This window comes from Leptospira abararensis (genome assembly GCF_016918735.1).
In the GTDB taxonomy this organism is placed as follows: Bacteria; Spirochaetota; Leptospiria; order Leptospirales; family Leptospiraceae; genus Leptospira_A; species Leptospira_A abararensis.
Genome location: NZ_JAFFPR010000035.1, coordinates 23080 through 43468 on the forward strand (window position 1 = coordinate 23080; position 20389 = coordinate 43468).

Below are 20389 nucleotides of genomic sequence, written 5' to 3' on the forward strand. Positions count from 1 at the left end.
CCAATTTTCCACTTCCATTGCAACTGTTAATGCGGATCTGCAATGGAAGGTTCCACGACTCTATTTTAATTCTAAACTATGGCAACATCCCTTGATTGATACGAAAGAATCTTTACCCCAATTGGTTTCTGATGCTCTCCTCGGGGAAAAATATCCGATAGCCAAAATCATCTCGCGAATCGAAACCGAAAAAAATTTAGAATTTCGGGAATCATTATTCCAGGAACTATCCCTCCAAAAACCAGATTATAAAGAAGGACTCACCATTGGGATCACGGGAACTCCTGGGGCCGGCAAATCCTCGTTACTTGGGGAACTCTGTCGCCTTTTCTTGGAATTTGCTCCCGATAAAAAAATGGCCATTGTTGCCATTGACCCCTCTTCCAATGTCAGCGGTGGATCCATCCTTGGAGATAGAACTCGTGTCACTCTCCCAAGACGTGACATCCGACTGTATTTTCGCTCCCAACCATCCCAATTGGAACTCGGTGGACTGAATCCCTATACTTACCATGTCATTCGATTTTTGCGACGAGTGTTTGATTATGTATTCATTGAAACTGTAGGCATTGGCCAAAACGAAATTTCAGTATCCCTAATCTCTGATTTGTCCTTTCTTGTGATGCAACCCCTCGGCGGTGACCAAGTGCAATTTATGAAGTCTGGAATTATGGAAGTTCCAGAAGCATTTATCATCAACAAATGTGACGAAGAGTCTTTGGCCAATTCCAGTTACTATATGTTACAATCCACTTTGGAATTTATCAAAGACATCCTTCCTAACCACTCGCTTCCTCCCATTTTCAAAACATCAGTTACGAAACGCAAAGGTATCGAAGAGCTATTACAATACATCCTTAAATATCAAAAGAGAAAGGATAAAAATGCAGAAACACTCACCCAACTCACACAATGGATTCGCAATGAATATGGTAGGTGGGGAATTTCGATTTGGGAAGAACTCGAATCGTCCCAGTGGAACAGAGCCGTCAAACAAAACCCACTGGGTGGAATTCATAAATTAAAGTATGAAGAGGAGGAACGTAAAATTGTTTCCTCCATCCAAACAAAAATAAAAATATAACTATTTGTGTGATGATCTAAACGGTCGAAATTCCCTAACGGTAACCATACCGTTTCTAACCTAACTTAACCAGCTTAGGCCAATACTTTTAAAAAAACTTCGGGTATAGGACAAGGTTTCCTTTCCGCATAATCAAAAAATACGATGGCAGTTTTGGCTCTTGCAATTTCTTTACCTCCATTCTTATGAGAGATGACATACACCATCTCTAAAGACTTTTTGGATATGTTGTCTACATAGAGTAACATCTCTAAGTCATCTGGGAAAAAGGCCTCCGATTTATACACGATGGCCACATCAGATACTACAATGCCCTTTCCTTCTACATTGATTTCTGTCCAACCATGAAAATGGAAAAATCGAGCCCGGCATTCATGAGTTAAGGTCAAAATCGCATCATGAGCCAAATGACCTGCAAAGTTAATGTCCGAGATCCGAACACTAAGATCCGTAGAGAAAATTTCTTTTTCTGGAATATCGATAGTAATTCTTGCCATTTAATCCACAAACCACTTGTATCTTTGGTCAACGGCTTTTATCTCTTCTTTGGTTCTGTCAGCATTCCATCCGAGCAATTTAGCAATTTTTTTATCCAACCGAGTCCTTTCTAAAGGATCCAGATTTCCTACAGTTCCGACTCCCGACCTTCTAAAATAAAAATCCGTTAGGTGGAGAATTTCTTCATGAGTTACCAAATATTCCACTTCTTCTTCGTAATAAATTTCTCCATTGGGAATTCGATAGGAATCGTTTCTTTCCAAAGACAAAATTTTCCAAGCCACACTTCCATACCGTCTCGCCAAAGTATCAATTTTAGATCCTGCAGCTTTTGGAAATTTAAACTCTAATTCATTTGTAAGTTCTTTTAAACTTTGGTATCTCCCCCCAAGTAACGGTGTGAATTTTGTAACACAGGTTGATTCCGCGCCTTTATAATACAAATCAATCGCATTCACTAAAGTTTCGGCCACGGCCCGGCTTGTTGTATATTTCCCACCTAATGCAGAAAAGAATCCGGGGAACCCTTCTTTTTCATAGTGAAAAATCTCTGATTTCCGTGATGCAGAATAAGTACCTTCCGTACTTCCCGGATCTTCTACAAGAGGGCGAAGACCACCATAGTAATAATCCACATCTTTCAGAGTTAATTTTGCAAATCCAAAACTATAATTCACTTCATCTAATAAATCTACAATTTCAGATTGTTTGACTTTAAAAACATCAGGATCCTCCTCATAGGCAGTATCCGTAGTTCCTACAATGGTTTTTCCTCGCCATGGGATGACAAACAAATGTGATCCGTCTCTTTTAGATAAAACCACACATTCATTGCCACAAATATTACGAACCACAGCATGGATTCCTTTGGAGCGAACCAATTTTTTTTCTGCAGTGACACCAGTCATCGACTCAATCACATCGGCCCATGGACCTGCTGAATTCACAACCATCTTGGTCGATACCAATACCTTTTTTCCAGAAATAGAATCGGTAAGACCAACCGTATAACCGCCGCTATTTTGTTTCTTTAACGTAGTGACAGAAAGGTAATTAAAAGCATGTGCACCCTTTTCTTTAGCTGATAAAATAAACTCTGTTGTATGTTTTTCCGGATTGGGATTAGCATAGTCGTAGTATTGAAAACTCCCTTTCAGAGATTTTCGACTAAGTCCAAGAACTTTATATATGGTTTCTCCTAATGAATTCCATCGGTATCGGGGAAGCTGCACATCTGGATCAATTTCTTTATTCCGATCAAAGGATAAAGCATTGTACAATTCCATTCCCAAAAACAATTGAATGCGTTGGAACCAAGATCGGATAGGAATGATAAAACCCATAGGCCGAACCGCATGGGGGGAAATTTTTGCCAAATACCTGCGCTCGGATAACGATTCACGAACCAGTGCAAACTCTAAATTCTTTAGATACCTGAGTCCCCCATGAATTAATTTTGAGGTGGCTTGGCTTGTACCGGAAGCATAATCATTTTTTTCTACAAGAAGGCAATTGTAACCACGAAGGGTGGCATCCCAAAGGACATTGGCACCTGTGATTCCACCGCCAATGATGATAATGTCGTATTCATTTTTAAGATTTTTTAATCGGGAGTTTTCTAGTTTTGTAATATGTTTCATTCGTTTAACATTTGATCGGCAGAACTTTCGGTAGAACTTTGAAATGCGCAGGAAGTTGGCCCATATTTTCACCATCCACATCGATAAAAACATCTTCTTCCGAATCAGCTGAGAGCTCAGTAATTTGTTTGGAAATCACTTTGGAATCGTCTGATAACTTTCCGCGATACAGATAACCGAACTTTCTAAGAGTTTCCATCACAGTCACATCTTGAATGGCAAGTAAGTCCATTTTACCATCATCGAGCTTTGCTTTAGGGGCAAACCACATTCCGCCACCCGCATACTCGCCGTTAGCACAAACTATTAACCTACATTTGTTTGTAATTTTCTCAAACTTGGAGAGTGTTAGAGTGATCTTTTTGTTGGTATAAGTAAATAAACCGAGAACCGTATATAATAAAAACACTCCCTTTCCTCCGATAATGGAGGCAAGTCTAGAACGATTGACTTTATAAACAACTTCCCCGCCCATTCCAAAGTCAGCCAAATTCAAACAGAGATAATTCCCTTTTGTTTTGTCCGCTTTGGTATAAGTGACATCGATTAAATCAACTAACCTTTCATTACCGTTGAGAATTTGTCCTAAGGCTTTGATTGGATTTTTGGGAACTTTGACAGTTTTTATAAAATCATTTCCCCGTCCTGCAGGGATGGGACTAAAAATTGCATTTTTGTGGATTAACTTTCCGTTTTCAAAAAGACCATTAATAATATTTGAGAATGTGCCATCACCACCAATGCCTATGATCCAATGAAACCCTTGTTTGACGGCGTCTTTGGCAATATCGCGAGCAGCTCTTTCTTTGGTGGTAGCTTCAAATTCATAAGAAATCCCTTTTTTTTGTAACTCGGGTTCTATTTTTTTCCAGACTTTTGCAGAGAGACCTCCACCTGATACAGGATTTAGAATTACTTTAATCTTTCTCATCAAGTCTCTCCTTTGTTACCACCAGAAAATAATCCATAGAATAAAACATGTTCAATCGTTTCGAGATAGGCTTTTTCACTTTTAATTTCATTTTGGAAGTGCCCATCTAAAATGACTTCCACCGCACCACGGATCATTCCCCAAGCAACGGCTACATTGGGATATGTTCCCCTGGAATTGATTAGGTTTTCTTGTTTTGCTTGTTTATAGATTTTTTCTAAAAGTGTTAAGCGGTTTGTTCTTTCCTCTGTCAAAAGTTTCCTCAAATCATCAGAAACATTATCAATGTTTAAATTGACCCCGCATTGTTTAGCAACAAGGTACATATGGCGGTCCCCTAAACAATGATCAATATAAGCCCTAATTGCTTTCCTTGACATTTCAATGGCAGTTTGAGCATCAAAGGCTTTTTCCAAACGCACACGGAGCCTTACATAATCCTCGTAGGAAATGCGAGCCATCAAATCATCTTTACTCTTAAAATGGAGATAGATCGTTCCCCGACCTATCTCCAATTGTTTTGCAATATCATCCATCTTTACAAGGGATGGATGTTTCGTTCGGAAAAGCTCAATGGCACAGTGAAGTATATCTGTTTCTCTTTGTGCGAACTCTCTTTTTTTCCTTTCAGAAACACCCATTATTTAAGTCCTAACAATCCGCCTGGATTCATGATCCCTTTTGGATCAAATGTTTTCTTTAAAGAAGACAAAATTCGAAGCCCCTCTTTTCCCACTTCCCCTTCCATCCAAGGAGATAACATCCGGCCAATGCCGTGGTGGTGAGACAAAGAACCCCCATGTTTATGGATGCTGTCAATGATTCCCTTGTGAAACTTTATAAAATCACCAGTTTCATTCTTTTGGTTCATCGGACTTAGGAAAATAAAATACAAATTGGCTCCGTTTTCATAAGCGTGAGAAATATGCACCATACAAGATGTGTTTTCATGGCTTTTGATATAAGCGCGAGTTTTTTCCCAAAGTTCATGTAAATTAGACCAGCTAACAGCCGTCTCTAAGGTATCTATCCTGATTCCTTCATCCATAAGATAATCTCGAAGGTAAGCACTAGAATACCGTTGGTGTAACCATTTGTTCACTGGAGATTCCCCTGTGGAGAACCCACCATTCCGCTTCGCAATTTTTTTAATCTTCTTTAATACTTCTTTGGTATAAGACGAATCTCCATCTACAATGATATGCATGAGGGATCTTTCCATTGGTTTGTAACCAATGAATCGTAAAAACAAATCTTCTTTTCCACCATGAAGTCCACTCATATGGAAGGAAATGTCAGTTTCTTCTGGATCTTGGATACGAAAGAAATGTGGTTTACCAAATCCGGCTTGCATCACATCTCTCATTGTCTCCACAGCTTTTTCAAAGTTTTTGAATATAAAAGAACCTTTTGCTGAATTCTCTGGATGGTATTTTCTGATTTTTAAAGTTGCCTTTGTGATGACTCCAAAACTTCCTTCGGTTCCAAGAAACAGACGAAATAGATCCGGGCCAATGGAAGCAGCAGGATAAGCTTTGGATTCAAATTTTCCTGAAGGAGTAATGGCTGTTAAGCTAAGCAGAATATCTTCTATCTTTCCATAACCAGTGGAGGCTTGGCCCGCACCTTTTGCAGCAATCCAACCACCTACGGTAGAAAACTCAAAGGATTGAGGGAAGTGACCGCAAGTATAACCGCGTTCATTCAAATGTTTTTCTAAAACAGGACCATAAACTCCAGCCTCTACAGTGACAGTAGAATCAATGGCATTGAATTCAATGATACGATTCAGCCGAGATAAATCTAAAGAGATTCCACCTTTGGGAGCTTGTAAGGCTTTGGTAACTGTAGAACCTGCCCCATAAGGAATCACAGGAATTTTCCCCGCGCTCGCGACTGCAATGATTTCTATCACTTCCTGTTCATTTTTTGGTGATACAACTACATCCACCACATCTGTGACTTCACCAAATCTAGCTTTATAAATTTCCGTATAAAACTTTCCAATGGAATGTCTCGCTCTTGATGCATCGTCTAACAAAACATAGTCTTTACCAACGATTTGTTTTAGTTTTGTGAGAGTGGCAGTGGAGATTTTTGATTTTTTTAAGGACTTAAGAGGAAGTTCTCCTTTGGGAAGTGATGTTTTAAACTCTTTATCTACGGGGAACTGCCCTTCCAAAAATTTCAATGTGTGTTCTGGAAGTTTTTCTTCTACGTCGGGAGATCCCCATTTATAAATTGTACGAGTTTGCATATTGGTAACCAAAGTCCTTATTTGTTCCAAATATTGAACTAAGTTCAATATTTGACAATCAAAATAACCTTGGTCATTAAAATTTCTTCAACCACGGAATTCTTTAATGTATTCTGCTCTCACATGATCAATGAATTCATTCGCTAGGGATGTTCCGAATAATGCGGATAAGGTTTCTACTAGCACATCATCCAAATCAAACCCAGTTAAAATCCATTCGACGAGTTCTAAGGTTATGTCAAGTGCCGGTGCGGGATATGACTCCGACTTACCCTTAGCAATTTGTAACAACAAATCGGTGATCTTTGATGGTTCTCCCTTCTCAATGAAAGAACGAATTTCTGTTGGGTAAGATACCATTAACTTTTGTTTAATGGCGTTAGGAGTAAAAACAATCTGGTCTTCTGTGAGCTCCAGTGCTTTTAATAAATGGTCTTTTAGATTTTTCTCTGAATGGTGGCTTCCCTGCCAAACGAGAAGAATTTTCTCTCCAACGAGAGAATCTTCGAAAGGTAAAAACGGATAAGGTTTTTTATCCATAAAATGCCCAGGGGGACATCCTCCTGGGTTCACAAACTAAATTATTTTTTAGGAGGCACAACTGCATCTTTGCAAGTTTTAGAGAGTGTGAATTTAACAACTACTTTGGCAGGAATTACAATGGCTTCACCGGTTGCAGGGTTTCTTCCTTTACGTTTAGGACGATTGCGTTTAACAAGTTTTCCCAAACCTGGAATGATGAAGGCACCGTTTTTCTTGGTTTCTTTATAAGCGAGATCAACAAAGGAGTCTAAGAACGCTGCTACGTTCTTTTTGGTCATACCAGTTATTTCAGCTAGTTCGCTGAGCATTTCGGACTTCTTCATTGGGGTAGGAGTTGTTGCCATACTTTGATTTTCCTCTAAACCATTTAACGGTTACACATTATTTATAAAACTACATGATTTGGTACAAGATTAAATTGATTTTGGATACAATTTTTCTGCAAATTTCCTAAGAAAAACGAAGTTTTTGTAAAAAAACCTTTATTTCCCTAAGGAAAATAGGAATTTCTTCCAAAACTCATGGCTTCAACCAAGTATAAACAGGTCGTAGTGGTCTTCAAACGTACCAAATACGAATTGGATTTGGAAACTTATGGCTCCATTCAGGCCTATAAAGAAGTCGCACGTCAAAATCCAGAAGTCTTTGAAAGAACATTGGAATCACATGAAAGGCAATTAGAGTCTCGCGAATTTCTGAAATCTCAAGTATTTCCAAACGCCGACTTTGTGTTTCGAGAAAACTTTGATCCCGAAGGTGGAACTAAGTATGACTTAATTGTGGCCCATGGTGGCGATAATCATTTCACTTATGTGGCCCATTTAGCAGGAAATACCCACTTAATTGGATGTAATTCGGATCCAAATTCCTCTGTGGGAGCTCTCCTTGGCTTTACGGCAGAAGAACTAAAAAATGCTGTTAAAAATAACTTCTCTCAAACGAAACTCGAGTCATGGTCTCTACTTGATACAGAAATTCATTATCCAAACGGAACAAAACTAAAAACAGTCCCGGCTATCTGCGAACTTTCGATTCGAAACAACAGCCCCGATCTTACTTCACGGTTTTGGATTTCCTACCGAGACCAAAAAGAAGAACAAAAATGTTCAGGACTACTTGTTTACACTGGGGCAGGATCCACTGGATGGATCAGTTCCTGTTTTCCAAAAAAATTCCCGCCATTTTCAAAACATGAGGCCTTTTTCCATGTTTATTCTCGAGAAATACGAGTGAAGTCCCGAGAAACAGAGTTTTCCTTGGCAGATTTTAGGGCTTTAGATCAAGTGGAAGTTATTTCCGAAATGAATGGTGGACTGGCGGTTGACTCTCTTACAGAGAGACATTATCCGTTCCCACCTTACGCAAAGGCGACGATTCGGTTATCGCCTGAGAAATTATTTGTAATTGTTCCGCTAAAGAGAGGGGAATCCATGCAAGACTTACCATACGAAATAGAGCAAAAACGCATTAATGGAACCGTCATCGTCCAAATCAAGGGTCGTATGGAGTCGGGGCCACTCGACCGTATCACACAAACGATTTTAGACGAAATGGTCGGAACCGACAGAAAACATCTGATTTTGGATTTTTCCGAACTTCGATACATCTCTAGTCTTGGGATTCGAATGATTCTGGATGTTAAAATGAACTTACAAAAAAGAAATAAGGAAATGGCTCTTGTGGGGGTGACCAGTTCCATCCTGCAGGTGTTTCATTTGCTCGGGCTTTCTAATGCTTTTCAATTCTATGCTGATCGTGAAGAAGCATTGAAGTCTTTTGAGGAGCCATCTAAGTCCTAGATGTCTCCACGAATTCCCGTTTGGATCGCCAATTCGGTTTTCGTATCTTTTATAGTCATTTCCCTATTCTATTCTCTTGTTTATTTCGAAAATTCCTACCTGAAATCACAAACAACAACCTTAAACGAAGAAAAGAACAGAAGTTTTGCGATTGTTCAGGAACTTTCCCGTGTCAAAAATCAATTTCCTATTGCTTACCAATGCCATTATAGTTTTGGACTCAGCAATGGTTCCCTCTTTGAAATTACAGAAAGAATCCCCTACTCAATTTACAAAAAACTGCGGTTAGGTGACACGATTGAAGTTTACAAAAGGGAAATCAGAATTTTTGGGAAACAAACAGCAATTTCGCGAATTAAGGGGAATGAAGAGCCACTCCCCCTCTTGGAAAACTTAGAAAGATACTTTCAATATGGCTTTATCTATTTACTCGTATTAGTTGTTCTTACCTTAGTTATTAGGGTTTTGGGATTATTATCTCGAACTTATCCTTCGCAGCAAAAACCAAATGCGATTGACGAGATTGTTGTAAATAAGTCTCAGGATTAACATCAAAACTTACAAAACACATATATTTATCATGTTTTACTACATACATAAATTCTGAGTAATTTAAATGAGTGTTTTGCGTCATAAAACCACGAAGCCATTTACTCTCTCGATATACTCTCTCGTATTGAATGTTGGTAGCGTCGATTTTTTTGATCGCTTCTGCAGACTCTTTTGAATAGTCTCGGCTTACTATTTCTTTTTTTAACGTCTTAATTAAGTTATACTCTAGTTTCGCTTTATTAGGTGGCAAGTTTTCGGGGCGAGTTTTATAATAGTACTCGAATAATTCTTTATCTTGTCCCTCTTTCGCATCGTGATTCTCTTGGCTCACATCAGTGGAGGTAACTTGCGGTTTACTGTCCTGGGCAGAAATAGACACAACTGCTACAAATAATACAAAGGTAATCAAAAGGGATTTTTTCGAGAGTTCCATAGTCTTCATTATCGGATTCCTGACTCAAATTTCAAAATAAAATTTTCGGTTTTCAAAAAGAGAAACAAGGTTCAAAACAGGTTTATCATGTCGATTCCCCCACTCATTACCTTCCAGGAGGACTTTCTTTCCGGAAAACTAATTTCCAAAGAATATGTCCACTTTTCGGAAATCGACTGCCCGGAATTGGACGTTTGGATTGGAAGAGTGGTTCGTAGCATATCCTTAGAATTCCTACATGAAATTCTTTTCACCATTCTCAGCGAACTACTAGTAAACGGATGTAAGGCTAATGGCAAACGTGTTTTCTTCCAAGAACAAGGGTTAAACCTCTGGGACGAGAAGGATTATGTCAGAGGTATTCCTATGTATAAGGATGAATTTGGCCATAATCGAAAGCGAGTGTTTTTAGCTCTCGATCACTCCCAGTATAAAATCACCTTAAGCACGATTTTCAAAGAAGACTATATCGAGTTTAAAGTCAGGAATAACGCAAAAATCCTCCCAGAAGAAAAAAACAGAATTTTAAAGCGAGTACAAGCCTCGGCAAAATACAAAAACATAAATGACGCCTACCGAGAGTCAGTTGATAACGAAGAAAGCTCCGGTCTTGGAATTGTTCTTATCCATATCTTACTCAGAAACTCAGGAATATCAAACCAGTTTTTCCAGCTGATGACAACAGAAGATTATACGGAGGTGATCATCAGAATTCCAAAACAACTGATCCCAAAAGAAAGCCAAACCAATATAAAAAATCTTTTAGTGCGCGAAGTCAGTAGCCTTCCTCCGTTACCACCCCAAATTCAAAAACTAATTTTGATTGCTAAGAAAAAGGATGTCGATTGGCATGAAATCTCAGGCCAAGTAGAAAAAGATCCAGCCATTACAGCAGAGATCTTAAAAATAGCCAATTCACCTTTATTTGGTGCCCATATTCCCATTATATCGGTGTTTGAAGGTGTAAAACGAATTGGCTTAAAAAACCTCGAATCTATTTTTTTGACATTGGGCGCGAAAAAAGTACTTAACTCTCGTTATGCGAAACAAGTTTTAGTTTGGACTCACTCTTTCAAAACTTCCATGTACGCTCGGTTCCTTATAGAAGACAGAAAAAAACATTTAAAGTTGTTGGAACCAGCCATCATATCTGCCCTACTCCATGATTTAGGAAGGATGGTCCTACTCTCGTTGGATTTGAGTCAGGTCAACCAAATCCGAGTTCTTAGAAGCGACGATACGAACGAGATTTCTGAATGGGTGGAAGAGTATACCTTAGGAACGACGCATTCAGAAATCGGTTATTTAATGGCGGAAAAATGGAATTTCCCCGAAGAGATCCTCGATGTCATTCGTTTTCACCACAAACCGTGGCAGTGCAAATCCAGAAACAATATCCTTTGTCAAATCATCTATCTTGCAGACATTCTAGCAAATATTGGCCGTGGAAAAGGAAACTATTTTACTGTGGAACCAGAGGTACTGGAATATTTCGAAATTACTTCAGAAAAGGAATTTCGCGATATGCAGGAAAGGTTTAAACTACAATTCGAGGAACATAGAGAAGAATACCAAACTCTCTTAATTTAATTATGAACTGGAAAGAATTACTCAACCTAAATGACAAACAATTAGAAGATCCAAAACTTGCGGAAACATTTAATTTAGTGGGACATCCGGAATATCCAAGTATTTCCGAACTTCCACCAGAAGAAATACTTGAAATTCTAACTGAATTTTTGAAAGGAGAAGGGCAAATCGTAAATATAAAAAATCTACTTAGTTATGCTCCCATCTTAGAAATTACATTGATCAAAAAAAATCTACCGACGATCTATGGATAATCACTCTACATCCTGAACATCACTAATTCCAATTTGGTGTTCTTTTCCTACATCCGTACTAAATTCAATTTTCTTCGCCACGGATTTCTCCATACTACTGATGAGTAGTTCATTTGTACGAGCCAATCGGTCTGCCATAATCGAAACCATCTTTGCTGCAAACTTTGGATTCTTAACAAGAAAATTTTCCAACTGTTGTTTACTTTCGATGACTGCAACTTCACAATTTGTAATCGTTCTAGCAGTAGCACTTCTTGGATTGGAACTAAACAAAGCCATCTCACCGAAAAAATCTCCTGGTTTCATCAAAGCCAATCGAGTTTGGCTATTGTTCACTGTAAAAAAAATCTCAACGTTCCCTTGAAGGATGATGTACATCGCATTATTCAGTTCCCCTTCTTTGAAGATCCTCTGATTTGGCGGAATGTTGAGTTTGCTCATTGATTCGTGGCTCCTGTATCTATTTTTGGCTATTTTGCCTAAAATCTGAATTCATTTTCCTTTCCCCCAGGAAATCTGAAAAGAAAATGCCGTAAAGGGGATAGCATTTATGGAATGGGAATTACTAGGGATCATACTAGCAGGACTTGGGGCTCTGTATCTTTGGGTGTTCCAAATCCCCTACTCTCTTCCGCATCCTTTAGCAACTAAACAAGGAAGAGAAAGTCGTTTTGATATCCTTCGAGGATTTGCCATGGTAGGAATTGTATTAATTCATATACATTCTTACTTTCAGTTCTTTCATCCAGCAGACACTCAGGTGGTTCATACTACTCTCTTTTTCTCTAACTTATCTCGATTTTCAGTCCCTTTGTTTATACTAACGTCTGCTATTTTCCTTAGAAAAAAAGATGGTTACTGGATATCGAAACTAAAGAATCTTCTTTTGCCTTATACTTTTGCTTCCACGATTGGGTATCTGATAAAATATAATAATTATGATTTATGGGAATTTATTCAGTTTTATTGTTTAGGAAAAGTATTTGCGCCTTTCTATTTTGTCCCACTATTAATCCAGTTTTATATCTTATTTTATCTGTTTGATAAATTTCTCATCAACAAATCATTCTCCAAACTATTCCTTCTTTTATCATTTTTAATCAATCTGACTTCAAACCTAGGATTATTCGACTCAATACTTCCTAATGAATATCATTCGATTTCCATTCTAAATTATCTATTTTTCTTTATACTGGGGATCCAAATTGGGCTTTCAAACGAAGGAAAAAACAAACCCAGAGCTGAAGTCTCTCTCCTTTTCGGATCGCTATCTTTAGTTGTAATATTCTTTCTCATTCTATTCAGTATGGTTTATTCCTTAGATTTTAAGAACCATCACCTGGTTTACCCGATATTTTTCTTTTTTGTAATTTGGGAAGTTTTACCAAAGTTTAGTCAAACCGCAAACCATTGGATTAGTTATATAGGAAACAATAGTCTATTTATTTTCCTTTTACATCCATTTGTCATTCATTTGATGCACAGTGTAGACCCTTATACATTCGGAGGACCCTTCTTAGGTTATATAGTAACTTTGATTTTGAACGTAGGGATTCCGATTATTATAGCTATTATAATCCAAAAGGGTAAGTCTTTAAATCGATTACGCCACTCTGGCGAACCAGATTAAGGGCTTTTGCATATTCGACTAATACATTAAGAGTATAATTGAGTCTTGTTCTGATGTATTCGTCATCTTTCCCTTCAGGAAGTTCAGAATTCAATACAGACTCTACATGCCGAACGATCACATGATCTGGTATATAAACTATCCGTGTATTTTTATAACTAGACATTCTAAGTTCTGCATTTGGATAACTGCCACCCATTCCGCTGGAAACCGTAATGATAAGACCAGGCTTATGCGAGATATCCCCGCCCGTTAGATAAAGAAAGAAGTTTTTGAGCGCAGGACTGGCCATGCCTGCATACTCTGGAGAAAGGAATACATAAGCATCAGCACTTGCAAATCCGGCACTATATTCTAACCAAAATTTTTTAATTTCAGACTCTTTCTCCCACATGGCAGGTTCCCACAGCGGAAGTGGCTTTCCTCCTAAATCAAAAAGCAAAGTTTCGATTCCCTTTGTTTCTAGAGTTTTTGTTAGAAATTTACCAACCTTTAAAGATTGGGAATTCTTTCTATGACTTCCGACAACAATACAGATTTTCATCTAGGACCACCACCTTGATTTTTATTTCCTTTGTGGTGAGGTTTCTTTTTGTTTTTCCATTTACGACTATTGTGACCGCTTGGTTTTGTATCGCGATCATCTTTTTTCTTTTGCGGATGATGGTGTTTTTTCTCTGCGAAACTTTTTTCTTTTCTTTGCTCTCTTTCTTTAGCAAACCTTAACTTTTCATCACCGAATAACTGGATGTAACCAAACAAAAAAACAGCGAGTATGGCATGGATTCGTTCCCATTGTTTTTTATCTAACTCACCAAAAACTGAATGTTCAGCGAAAGGTCCAGAGTGCAACCTAAAAGCGGTTAAGGAAGTTTTTAATCTAAGGAGAGCTGAATCCTCATCACCTAAATCCTTTGGAGGGAACCCGAGGATCTGATTTGCTTTGGTGTAATTCCCTTTAGAAAGGAGTTTAGCGTATTTGTATTTCCCCAATAATTTATTGATCGTATTTCTTTTATTCGTAGATCCAATTCTCTGAATAGATAACTCTATGGATTCTGCTAGAAAATCATAAACTTGGCTTAAACTAATGTCCGCTTTCTTTTTTTTCTCACAAGCTACAATGATTGATAACTCTCTGTCGATATCGTCTATCGTTTTAAGTTTTAAAGTTGACTTCATTTTCCCTCTATTCGTTAATTCCGTATTTCTTTTTGAGTAAGCTCAGTTCTTTTATAAAGTTGTCTCTGACCTTTCCGCTAAGTTTACCCACATTGATACTAATACGGCCTGAACCAGGCGTTACTCGGGGTGAAATCATTTCACCCCCTCTGTTTTCTTTGCGTTTTAGTAATTCTTCAAGGTTCTTTACTGAGAGCGGTTTCCCACTAATCATTAATTCCATTACGGATTTTTGATCCAACCTAGCTATACTACTAAGTTGTTTTACATACCTTCCGCTGTAACCCAACAATTCAGAAACTTCCTCAGCAGTTTTCCTTTTTTCTTTACGGAGAAATTGGATCGCTTTGCCGACTTCCCAAGGATTTAAGTTCTTCCGTTTTTCATTTTCAGCAAGGGACATCTCGTAACAAACATCTTCATTCGCATCCGTTATAATTGCCGGAATTTCTTTCCATCCCAACTTAACTGCGGCGCGATACCTACGTTCCCCTGCAACAATTAAATATTTACCCTTATCTTTCCTAACTAAAATCGGCTCGATGAGCCCTAAACGTTCCATCGAAGGGACTAAATCCGTTGTATCGTCACGACCGATTAGACGTGGCTGTGTTGGGTTTGGGAAAATTTGACTAAGCTCCAAATGAGACGGATTTTTTTTCTTTTCAGAGTAAGCGGAGATTAAATCTAAAGCTTGGAATTCAGTTTTTTTGGACATCTATTTTACTTTTAACCTCTACAGCAAGATCTCTAAAATTTTTCATTGTGGTTAAGTCAATTTTGGCTAAAAAAGACATTTTTGCCTGAGCCTGCGGAATAGCTTCGCGACGTTGAATGACAGTTTCAAAAACGGGGAAATATTTTTTTACCCCTTCGGCCAAACCAGCTAATGCCTTTTGTCCCTCATATTGATTTAAGACAGCCCCTAATAATTTCAATCTCTGGTTTGCCTTCCTTTGGATTTTCTGAAAGGTTTCATACAAATCCCTGATCCCTTGCAAACTAAAAGCCCTTGTTTGGATCGGTACCAGAATGTAATCAGCGCAAATCAAAGCATTCTCTAAAATAAGACCAAGAGAAGGAGGGCAATCTATAATTATATATTCATATCTTGAGCGTAAAGGAAGGATTGCTTCATTTAATAATTCGAAATCATCTCTTTCGTAAGGTGTAGTTAAGTTTGCGAGCTCCAAAGTAGAAGGAAGTAAATCGAAATTTTCACCTATGGTTTTGATTGCAGGCTCAATGTTCCGTGCTTTTTTCCCGCGATACCCCAAATAATCCATGACCGAAGGAACATCATCTTTCAAAAAAAGTTGAGTTGCATTCGCTTGAGGATCCCAATCAATCAAAAGCACTTTGTGGTTTTCAGCCAGGGCCTCCGCTAAATACAAACTGATAGTTGTCTTCCCCTCCCCTCCCTTTTGGTTCGATACCGCAATGACATGACTATCAAAACCATCGGATCGAGTTGGTTCAAAATACTTAAGCAAAACAGATTGTTTGAAATCTCCTGATTTCCACCCAGGTATCTTTAAACTTGATGCCTTAAGAGAAAACTCATCTATGTTCAAACCAACAAATTTGGCAGCTTCTTCTTCAGTCAATGTAGGATCTGTTTTGCCCATAACCTTCCCAAAGAGTGCTTTAGTCTCCCCATACTGTCAATTTAATTATGTCTCTTAGGGGTGAAATGGTTTCACCCCTAAGAGACAGCGCGCACCGGTCAAACTTACCACAAACCTTCAATTCACTTCTCCCTCAGTTTTAATTTCGGAATTTACAACTTATAGGTAAAATAGAACCTACGTTGGTGCCTAAAATTTCAAAGTTACCCCTGATATTTTTATTCCTAAACATAACTTCAGTCTCAGCGGAAATAATCTGGGGTCCGACAGTTGAAAAGTCCGGCGGGGAATATATTTTCGAGACAGGAAATAAATACCCGAACCTATCGGGAATTCGTGGAGGATCTAGAATTACCTTCCCACGAACTTTTTCACTCTTTGGAATCCAAGGAATCTTCACAAAAGATCGATGGGAAATTAATGGTGCCCTAAAAACGACTGGTTGGTATCAAAAATCAGGCCAAGCACGAGACGAAGACTTTGTCCTAGGCACTATCTCATCTGAGAATACCACAAATATCGCAACCCGCGAGTGGAGTTATAGAGATTCGGCAACTATTTACTCAGGAAGCCGCAACTTCGCGGATGGGAAAGGAAAGTCTACAGTTTTTGAAAATAGAGCAGAATTGTATGGAAGATATTATTTTCAAGATGCAAATCCTAATTACTGGGTTAATGGGTCTGGATTTTTCCTGTCAACCGGAGTTAGATATTCATACTTCAAATACCTTTTTTATGATGTGAATCAGTTTATCGAATCGACTCCAGTTTTTTACGGACCCATCGGAATTGGTCTCAGTTTTTCCAACGATCTTTGGGAATTCTTTGCCGGTGGTGGTTATCGTTATTCCTCAGGGGATTTTTATTTAGACCTGAATTTTATGCCCTCATTTGGGAGAATCAAAACCCGAGATTTTCACGTACAAAGATCCATTAATTTCTTCTCAGAAAACTATGGTTTAGGCTGGGCATCAAAAGTAGAAGTAGGTTACAAAATCAATTCTAGTTGGTTAAGTTACCTCAGAATCAATCACCGTAGATTCTTTTCTGAAGGTAGGTTTACTTCCCAAGGTGGGCTAACAACGGAGGACATAGCTTCCAATTTAGTCAGCGGATTCAAATCACATATCAATATAAAAGACTATTCAATCGAAATTGGAGTCCTCAATAAATTAGATTGGTCATCAAAATCAGAAAATCCCGAAAAAATTGACTCAAAAACTGAATAATAAATAATAGAATCTAATAAACAATGATAGATTTCAAAATCGAAAGAAAAACGACTAAGGGAAGAAACATTTCACTCGTAGTTTATCAAAATGGAAAAGTTGTATTAAAACATCCGGAACGAGTACCCAAAAAACAATTAGATGAATTTATATCTGAAAAAAGAGATTGGATTCAGTCAAAACTCAACCAAATTCCTAAGGACATACCTCAAAGACTTAAATTTACAACGGGTGAAAAAATTCATATCTTTGGAAACTTAACAACCATCCACTTGACTGAGCAAAAAAAATATAGCTTCCTTGACGAAATCCTCCAGATTCCAGCTACAAAAAGTGAACTTTCTCGAATCCGCAAAGGTAAACTTATCTTAAAAGAATTACTTTTAAAAAAAATAGAACCTATGATCGATTCTGTATCCACCAACTTAAATACAAAAGTTTCCAAGATCTCAATCAAAACAATGCGATCCCTTTGGGGAAGTTGTAATTCCAAAAACCAAATTTCTCTGAACCTAAGTTTGGTTCATTGCCCAGATCATATTATCGAATATATAATTTTACATGAGATTGCTCACACAATCGAACATAACCATTCTTCGAAATTCTGGAAAATTGTTAAATCACAGAACCCTAACTATAAAGATGCAGAAAAATGGCTGAAAGAAGTAGGGAAAAAAAATATCTATTACCTTAATTAAATGAAACAAAAAACAAAAGTTCTTTTTGTATGTTTAGGAAATATCTGCCGGTCTCCTGCAGCGGAAGGCGCATTTGAAAAACTTGTAAAAAATAAAAGTTTAGAAAATCTGTTTGAAATCGATTCATGCGGAACGTCCGGATATCATGATGGGGATCTCCCTGATCCGAGAACAAGAAAAGTTGCAGCAAAAAGAGGAATCCACTTAACCCATAGATCCAGGAAATTAACCAGTAAGGATTTAACTCATTTTGATTATTTATTAGTCATGGATCAGAACAACTTTCAAGATATAATCAGTCTAACTAATGATAAAAAAATTCAGGAAAAAATATTCCTGTTTGGACAATTTAGAAGTGATCAAGGTGTTCCTATTGTTCCCGATCCATATTATAAAAATGAATCTGCATTTGAATTGGTTCAAGATCTAGTGGAGGATTGTTCTCTTGGCTTTCTAAATTTCTTAGGGGTAGAGAAATGTCTCAAATAAAGAAAAAAATATTAATCGTTGGAGCGGGGTTCGGTGGCTTACAAGTAATCAAATCACTCGCAAACCATAAATCCTTCGATATCACTGTCGTTGATAAAAAAAACCACCACCTCTTCCAGCCTCTTTTATACCAAGTCGCCACTGCCGTGTTGTCACCGGCTGACATTGCAATTCCTTCCAGATCCATTACTACGAAATACAAAAATGTAAAAATTCTACTAGGTGATGTAACAGAAATTGATTTCAAAAATAGAGAAGTAAAATTCCAAAACAATTCGGAATCATACGATTATTTAATTCTAGCAACAGGAGCAAGAACTAGTTATTTTGGAAATCATAGTTGGAAAGAAAAAACACTCGGACTAAAAAACCTAAAAGATGCTTTAGCGATTAGAAGAAGAATCCTTCTCTCCTTCGAACAAGCAGAATTAATTGGTAACTACGAAAAAGCAAAAAGTTTTATGCACTATGTCATTATCGGAGGTGGGCCGACAGGGGTAGAACTTGCAGGTTCTATTGCGGAACTTTCACACAATATTATAAGAAAGGACTTTAGGAATATCGATTCCGGTATGACTAAAGTCACACTCATAGAAGCAGGGCCGAGGTTACTTGCAGCCTTTAGTGAAAAATCCAGTAACTTCACAAAAGAGAAATTAGAAAGTAGGGGAGTTGAGGTTCTCACCAATTCTCCTGTCTTAGACATCACAGATACGGGAGTGATTCTAGGTGACAGAACAATCGAATCCAAAACAGTAATCTGGGCAGCAGGTGTAGAGGGATCTGAATTAGCAAAAAATACACCAATTAACAAAGATAAGGCGAACAGAATCATAGTAGATGAATATTGTCGAACCATAGAATACCCAGAAGTATTTGTTATTGGAGATGCCGCAAACTATAGCAAAGGACTCACAAGACCCCTTCCCGGTGTATCTCCTGTTGCCATGCAACAAGGAAGGTATGTTGCAAAAATCATCGAATCAATCGAAAAGAAAAAATCGATTTCACCGTTTCACTACTTTGATAAAGGAAATATGGCTACCATTGGGAGAACCGATGCTGTCGCAGAGTTCGGGAAATTTCGTTTAAAAGGAATTTTAGGATGGTTCGGCTGGCTTTTTGTCCATCTTGTTTACCAAGTTGGATTTAAAAATAAAGTAAGCACTTTGCTTAGCTGGGTCTGGAGTTATTTAACATTTCGAGCAGGGTCACGGCTCATCCAAGAAGAGATGGATGAACTTTCAGTTAGACCTTAAGTTATATCGATTTTTTTCAGCCTCGGAAATACATTTTTTATAAGCTAACTCAGCATTGCCAATCCAAACGGTTCTATTGAGTTCTGTATTTCCATCCGCTGTATGTCTTTCCAAAATTGGTAAGAGAAAAGTATAACTTCTGTTCCTTGTTTTTTCACACTCCTCTCGGAATTGATCTTCCCTAGAGAGTTGAGAACAAGCCAAAATGAGTAAGGCCAGAAGATAAGTAAATCGTATCATTTGGACTGACCTAACAGAGCTTTTAATTCTAAAAGTTCGGCAAGCTCATTCTTAGATAAAGAGGATTGATTTAATTCAAGAAAACGTAAGTCTTCTTCCGCTTTAGTTAATTGAGTTTGTTTGTATTCAGGTTTGTGGCTCACTTTTAAAACCACATCACCCTTATAACCTGTGTCACCATTGGCTTCCAGAATTGTTGCCCTTGCCCTATTCATATACAAAGGAACTAAATTCTTAAAAGAAGCCCCTTGGGAATATTCTGTAATAGCAAAGGATAAAAAACTGATTTTTTTTCGATGGATTTGAGTTTCGTCGGATTTTTTTTGACAGTCCGATATACTTTCACAAATAAGCTTTGATGTGGACTCCGCAAATAGTGGTGACCCAATCAGAATGAATATGGCAATCAAAAGAAAACGACTCATGAACAAATTTCATTAAAAAAGTAAAAAA

General features: G+C 37.9%; 25 protein-coding genes. 10 read left to right on the top strand and 15 right to left on the bottom strand.

Annotation, left to right across the window (positions count from 1 at the left end; genetic code table 11):
* Positions 1 to 91 precede the first annotated feature (91 nt).
* Entirely contained in the window at positions 92 to 1084 is a 993-nt protein-coding gene (locus tag JWG40_RS10670; protein ID WP_205285789.1) for a P-loop NTPase family protein, read from the top strand.
* Between the two features lie 74 nt (positions 1085 to 1158).
* Here JWG40_RS10670 and JWG40_RS10675 read toward each other — a convergent pair whose 3' ends face one another.
* From JWG40_RS10675 to JWG40_RS10705, 7 genes are all read right to left on the bottom strand, one after another.
* Entirely contained in the window at positions 1159 to 1581 is a 423-nt protein-coding gene (locus tag JWG40_RS10675) for an acyl-CoA thioesterase (RefSeq protein ID WP_205285790.1), read from the bottom strand.
* The gene (locus JWG40_RS10680; RefSeq protein WP_205285791.1) at positions 1582 to 3222 is read right to left on the bottom strand and encodes a glycerol-3-phosphate dehydrogenase/oxidase; all 1641 of its coding nucleotides are present in this window, start codon (positions 3220 to 3222) and stop codon (positions 1582 to 1584) included.
* A 4-nt stretch (positions 3223 to 3226) separates the two neighbouring features.
* Positions 3227 to 4153 (bottom strand): diacylglycerol/lipid kinase family protein, encoded by a 927-nt coding sequence (locus JWG40_RS10685; RefSeq protein WP_205285792.1) that lies wholly within the window; start codon positions 4151 to 4153, stop codon positions 3227 to 3229.
* Positions 4153 to 4794 carry a TetR/AcrR family transcriptional regulator gene (locus JWG40_RS10690; protein WP_205285793.1) on the bottom strand — a complete coding sequence of 214 codons (642 nt, stop codon included), beginning with the start codon at positions 4792 to 4794 and terminating at the stop codon, positions 4153 to 4155. The genes JWG40_RS10685 and JWG40_RS10690 overlap by 1 nt, the downstream gene beginning before the upstream one ends.
* The gene (locus JWG40_RS10695) at positions 4794 to 6410 is read right to left on the bottom strand and encodes an FAD-binding oxidoreductase (protein ID WP_205285794.1); all 1617 of its coding nucleotides are present in this window, start codon (positions 6408 to 6410) and stop codon (positions 4794 to 4796) included. Before JWG40_RS10695 ends, JWG40_RS10690 begins: the two co-directional genes overlap by 1 nt.
* A gap of 87 nt (positions 6411 to 6497) precedes the next feature.
* Positions 6498 to 6950 carry a VanZ family protein gene (locus tag JWG40_RS10700; protein WP_205285795.1) on the bottom strand — a complete coding sequence of 151 codons (453 nt, stop codon included), beginning with the start codon at positions 6948 to 6950 and terminating at the stop codon, positions 6498 to 6500.
* A gap of 41 nt (positions 6951 to 6991) precedes the next feature.
* Positions 6992 to 7297, bottom strand: a complete 306-nt coding sequence (locus JWG40_RS10705; RefSeq protein WP_205285796.1) for an HU family DNA-binding protein — start codon at positions 7295 to 7297, stop codon at positions 6992 to 6994.
* 177 nt (positions 7298 to 7474) lie between these two features.
* On the opposite strand from JWG40_RS10705, the gene JWG40_RS10710 reads away from it, so the two are divergent.
* Positions 7475 to 8752: an STAS domain-containing protein gene (locus tag JWG40_RS10710; RefSeq protein ID WP_205285797.1), complete on the top strand. Its 1278-nt coding sequence runs from the start codon at positions 7475 to 7477 to the stop codon at positions 8750 to 8752.
* Positions 8753 to 9301 (top strand): hypothetical protein, encoded by a 549-nt coding sequence (locus JWG40_RS10715; RefSeq protein WP_205285798.1) that lies wholly within the window; start codon positions 8753 to 8755, stop codon positions 9299 to 9301.
* Here the strand turns inward: JWG40_RS10715 and JWG40_RS10720 are convergent.
* Positions 9210 to 9737, bottom strand: coding sequence for a hypothetical protein (locus JWG40_RS10720; RefSeq protein WP_232369323.1), 528 nt, complete (start codon positions 9735 to 9737; stop codon positions 9210 to 9212). The two genes, JWG40_RS10715 and JWG40_RS10720, sit on opposite strands and share 92 nt — an antisense overlap.
* An 87-nt stretch (positions 9738 to 9824) precedes the next feature.
* Here JWG40_RS10720 and JWG40_RS10725 point away from each other — a divergent pair, with 87 nt between their 5' ends.
* Together JWG40_RS10725 and JWG40_RS10730 are read left to right on the top strand one after the other, a co-directional pair.
* Positions 9825 to 11327 (top strand): HDOD domain-containing protein, encoded by a 1503-nt coding sequence (locus JWG40_RS10725; protein ID WP_205285800.1) that lies wholly within the window; start codon positions 9825 to 9827, stop codon positions 11325 to 11327.
* A 2-nt stretch (positions 11328 to 11329) separates the two neighbouring features.
* Positions 11330 to 11581, top strand: coding sequence for a hypothetical protein (locus JWG40_RS10730; RefSeq protein ID WP_205285801.1), 252 nt, complete (start codon positions 11330 to 11332; stop codon positions 11579 to 11581).
* Here the strand turns inward: JWG40_RS10730 and JWG40_RS10735 are convergent, their stop codons facing one another.
* Complete coding sequence (locus JWG40_RS10735; protein WP_002975769.1) at positions 11582 to 12022, bottom strand: Crp/Fnr family transcriptional regulator; 441 nt, start codon at positions 12020 to 12022, stop codon at positions 11582 to 11584. It abuts the gene before it with no gap.
* Between the two features lie 109 nt (positions 12023 to 12131).
* On the opposite strand from JWG40_RS10735, the gene JWG40_RS10740 reads away from it, so the two are divergent.
* The gene (locus tag JWG40_RS10740; protein WP_205285802.1) at positions 12132 to 13211 is read left to right on the top strand and encodes an acyltransferase family protein; all 1080 of its coding nucleotides are present in this window, start codon (positions 12132 to 12134) and stop codon (positions 13209 to 13211) included.
* Here JWG40_RS10740 and JWG40_RS10745 read toward each other — a convergent pair.
* Genes JWG40_RS10745 through JWG40_RS10760 form a run of 4 tightly spaced genes read right to left on the bottom strand, consistent with a single transcriptional unit; the run spans position 13153 to position 16021 of the window.
* Positions 13153 to 13755, bottom strand: a complete 603-nt coding sequence (locus JWG40_RS10745; RefSeq protein ID WP_205285803.1) for an NADPH-dependent FMN reductase — start codon at positions 13753 to 13755, stop codon at positions 13153 to 13155. The genes JWG40_RS10740 and JWG40_RS10745 overlap by 59 nt on opposite strands.
* Complete coding sequence (locus JWG40_RS10750) at positions 13752 to 14393, bottom strand: DUF1569 domain-containing protein (protein WP_205285804.1); 642 nt, start codon at positions 14391 to 14393, stop codon at positions 13752 to 13754. Before JWG40_RS10750 ends, JWG40_RS10745 begins: the two co-directional genes overlap by 4 nt.
* A gap of 7 nt (positions 14394 to 14400) precedes the next feature.
* A complete protein-coding gene (locus JWG40_RS10755; RefSeq protein WP_205285805.1) occupies positions 14401 to 15111 on the bottom strand; it encodes a ParB/RepB/Spo0J family partition protein in 711 nt (236 codons plus the stop codon).
* Positions 15095 to 16021: a ParA family protein gene (locus JWG40_RS10760; RefSeq protein WP_205285806.1), complete on the bottom strand. Its 927-nt coding sequence runs from the start codon at positions 16019 to 16021 to the stop codon at positions 15095 to 15097. Before JWG40_RS10760 ends, JWG40_RS10755 begins: the two co-directional genes overlap by 17 nt.
* Before the next feature lie 182 nt (positions 16022 to 16203).
* Between JWG40_RS10760 and JWG40_RS10765 the strand changes: the two genes are divergently transcribed.
* Genes JWG40_RS10765 through JWG40_RS10780 form a run of 4 tightly spaced genes read left to right on the top strand, consistent with a single transcriptional unit; the run spans position 16204 to position 19696 of the window.
* Complete coding sequence (locus JWG40_RS10765; RefSeq protein ID WP_205285807.1) at positions 16204 to 17250, top strand: putative porin; 1047 nt, start codon at positions 16204 to 16206, stop codon at positions 17248 to 17250.
* Positions 17251 to 17273: 23 nt separating this feature from the next.
* Complete coding sequence (locus JWG40_RS10770; protein WP_205285808.1) at positions 17274 to 17948, top strand: M48 family metallopeptidase; 675 nt, start codon at positions 17274 to 17276, stop codon at positions 17946 to 17948.
* Positions 17949 to 18437: a low molecular weight protein-tyrosine-phosphatase gene (locus JWG40_RS10775; RefSeq protein ID WP_205285809.1), complete on the top strand. Its 489-nt coding sequence runs from the start codon at positions 17949 to 17951 to the stop codon at positions 18435 to 18437.
* Positions 18425 to 19696, top strand: coding sequence for an NAD(P)/FAD-dependent oxidoreductase (locus tag JWG40_RS10780; RefSeq protein ID WP_205285810.1), 1272 nt, complete (start codon positions 18425 to 18427; stop codon positions 19694 to 19696). Before JWG40_RS10775 ends, JWG40_RS10780 begins: the two co-directional genes overlap by 13 nt.
* On the opposite strand, the gene JWG40_RS10785 is transcribed toward JWG40_RS10780, so the two are convergent.
* Positions 19682 to 19936, bottom strand: a complete 255-nt coding sequence (locus tag JWG40_RS10785) for a hypothetical protein (RefSeq protein ID WP_205285951.1) — start codon at positions 19934 to 19936, stop codon at positions 19682 to 19684. The genes JWG40_RS10780 and JWG40_RS10785 overlap by 15 nt on opposite strands.
* Positions 19933 to 20361, bottom strand: coding sequence for a hypothetical protein (locus JWG40_RS10790; protein WP_205285811.1), 429 nt, complete (start codon positions 20359 to 20361; stop codon positions 19933 to 19935). Before JWG40_RS10790 ends, JWG40_RS10785 begins: the two co-directional genes overlap by 4 nt.
* Positions 20362 to 20389: the final 28 nt, after the last annotated feature.

Bases quoted from the DNA above. Each gene is read 5' to 3' on its own strand.
- JWG40_RS10675 (WP_205285790.1), bottom strand. From the start codon at position 1,581: ATGGCAAGAATTACTATCGATATTCCAGAAAAAGAAATTTTCTCTACG.
- JWG40_RS10680 (WP_205285791.1), bottom strand. From the start codon at position 3,222: ATGAAACATATTACAAAACTAGAAAACTCCCGATTAAAAAATCTTAAA.
- JWG40_RS10685 (WP_205285792.1), bottom strand. From the start codon at position 4,153: ATGAGAAAGATTAAAGTAATTCTAAATCCTGTATCAGGTGGAGGTCTC.
- JWG40_RS10690 (WP_205285793.1), bottom strand. From the start codon at position 4,794: ATGGGTGTTTCTGAAAGGAAAAAAAGAGAGTTCGCACAAAGAGAAACA.
- JWG40_RS10695 (WP_205285794.1), bottom strand. From the start codon at position 6,410: ATGCAAACTCGTACAATTTATAAATGGGGATCTCCCGACGTAGAAGAA.
- JWG40_RS10700 (WP_205285795.1), bottom strand. From the start codon at position 6,950: ATGGATAAAAAACCTTATCCGTTTTTACCTTTCGAAGATTCTCTCGTT.
- JWG40_RS10705 (WP_205285796.1), bottom strand. From the start codon at position 7,297: ATGGCAACAACTCCTACCCCAATGAAGAAGTCCGAAATGCTCAGCGAA.
- JWG40_RS10710 (WP_205285797.1), top strand. From the start codon at position 7,475: ATGGCTTCAACCAAGTATAAACAGGTCGTAGTGGTCTTCAAACGTACC.
- JWG40_RS10715 (WP_205285798.1), top strand. From the start codon at position 8,753: ATGTCTCCACGAATTCCCGTTTGGATCGCCAATTCGGTTTTCGTATCT.
- JWG40_RS10720 (WP_232369323.1), bottom strand. From the start codon at position 9,737: ATGGAACTCTCGAAAAAATCCCTTTTGATTACCTTTGTATTATTTGTA.
- JWG40_RS10725 (WP_205285800.1), top strand. From the start codon at position 9,825: ATGTCGATTCCCCCACTCATTACCTTCCAGGAGGACTTTCTTTCCGGA.
- JWG40_RS10730 (WP_205285801.1), top strand. From the start codon at position 11,330: ATGAACTGGAAAGAATTACTCAACCTAAATGACAAACAATTAGAAGAT.
- JWG40_RS10735 (WP_002975769.1), bottom strand. From the start codon at position 12,022: ATGAGCAAACTCAACATTCCGCCAAATCAGAGGATCTTCAAAGAAGGG.
- JWG40_RS10740 (WP_205285802.1), top strand. From the start codon at position 12,132: ATGGAATGGGAATTACTAGGGATCATACTAGCAGGACTTGGGGCTCTG.
- JWG40_RS10745 (WP_205285803.1), bottom strand. From the start codon at position 13,755: ATGAAAATCTGTATTGTTGTCGGAAGTCATAGAAAGAATTCCCAATCT.
- JWG40_RS10750 (WP_205285804.1), bottom strand. From the start codon at position 14,393: ATGAAGTCAACTTTAAAACTTAAAACGATAGACGATATCGACAGAGAG.
- JWG40_RS10755 (WP_205285805.1), bottom strand. From the start codon at position 15,111: ATGTCCAAAAAAACTGAATTCCAAGCTTTAGATTTAATCTCCGCTTAC.
- JWG40_RS10760 (WP_205285806.1), bottom strand. From the start codon at position 16,021: ATGGGCAAAACAGATCCTACATTGACTGAAGAAGAAGCTGCCAAATTT.
- JWG40_RS10770 (WP_205285808.1), top strand. From the start codon at position 17,274: ATGATAGATTTCAAAATCGAAAGAAAAACGACTAAGGGAAGAAACATT.
- JWG40_RS10775 (WP_205285809.1), top strand. From the start codon at position 17,949: ATGAAACAAAAAACAAAAGTTCTTTTTGTATGTTTAGGAAATATCTGC.
- JWG40_RS10780 (WP_205285810.1), top strand. From the start codon at position 18,425: ATGTCTCAAATAAAGAAAAAAATATTAATCGTTGGAGCGGGGTTCGGT.
- JWG40_RS10785 (WP_205285951.1), bottom strand. From the start codon at position 19,936: ATGATACGATTTACTTATCTTCTGGCCTTACTCATTTTGGCTTGTTCT.
- JWG40_RS10790 (WP_205285811.1), bottom strand. From the start codon at position 20,361: ATGAGTCGTTTTCTTTTGATTGCCATATTCATTCTGATTGGGTCACCA.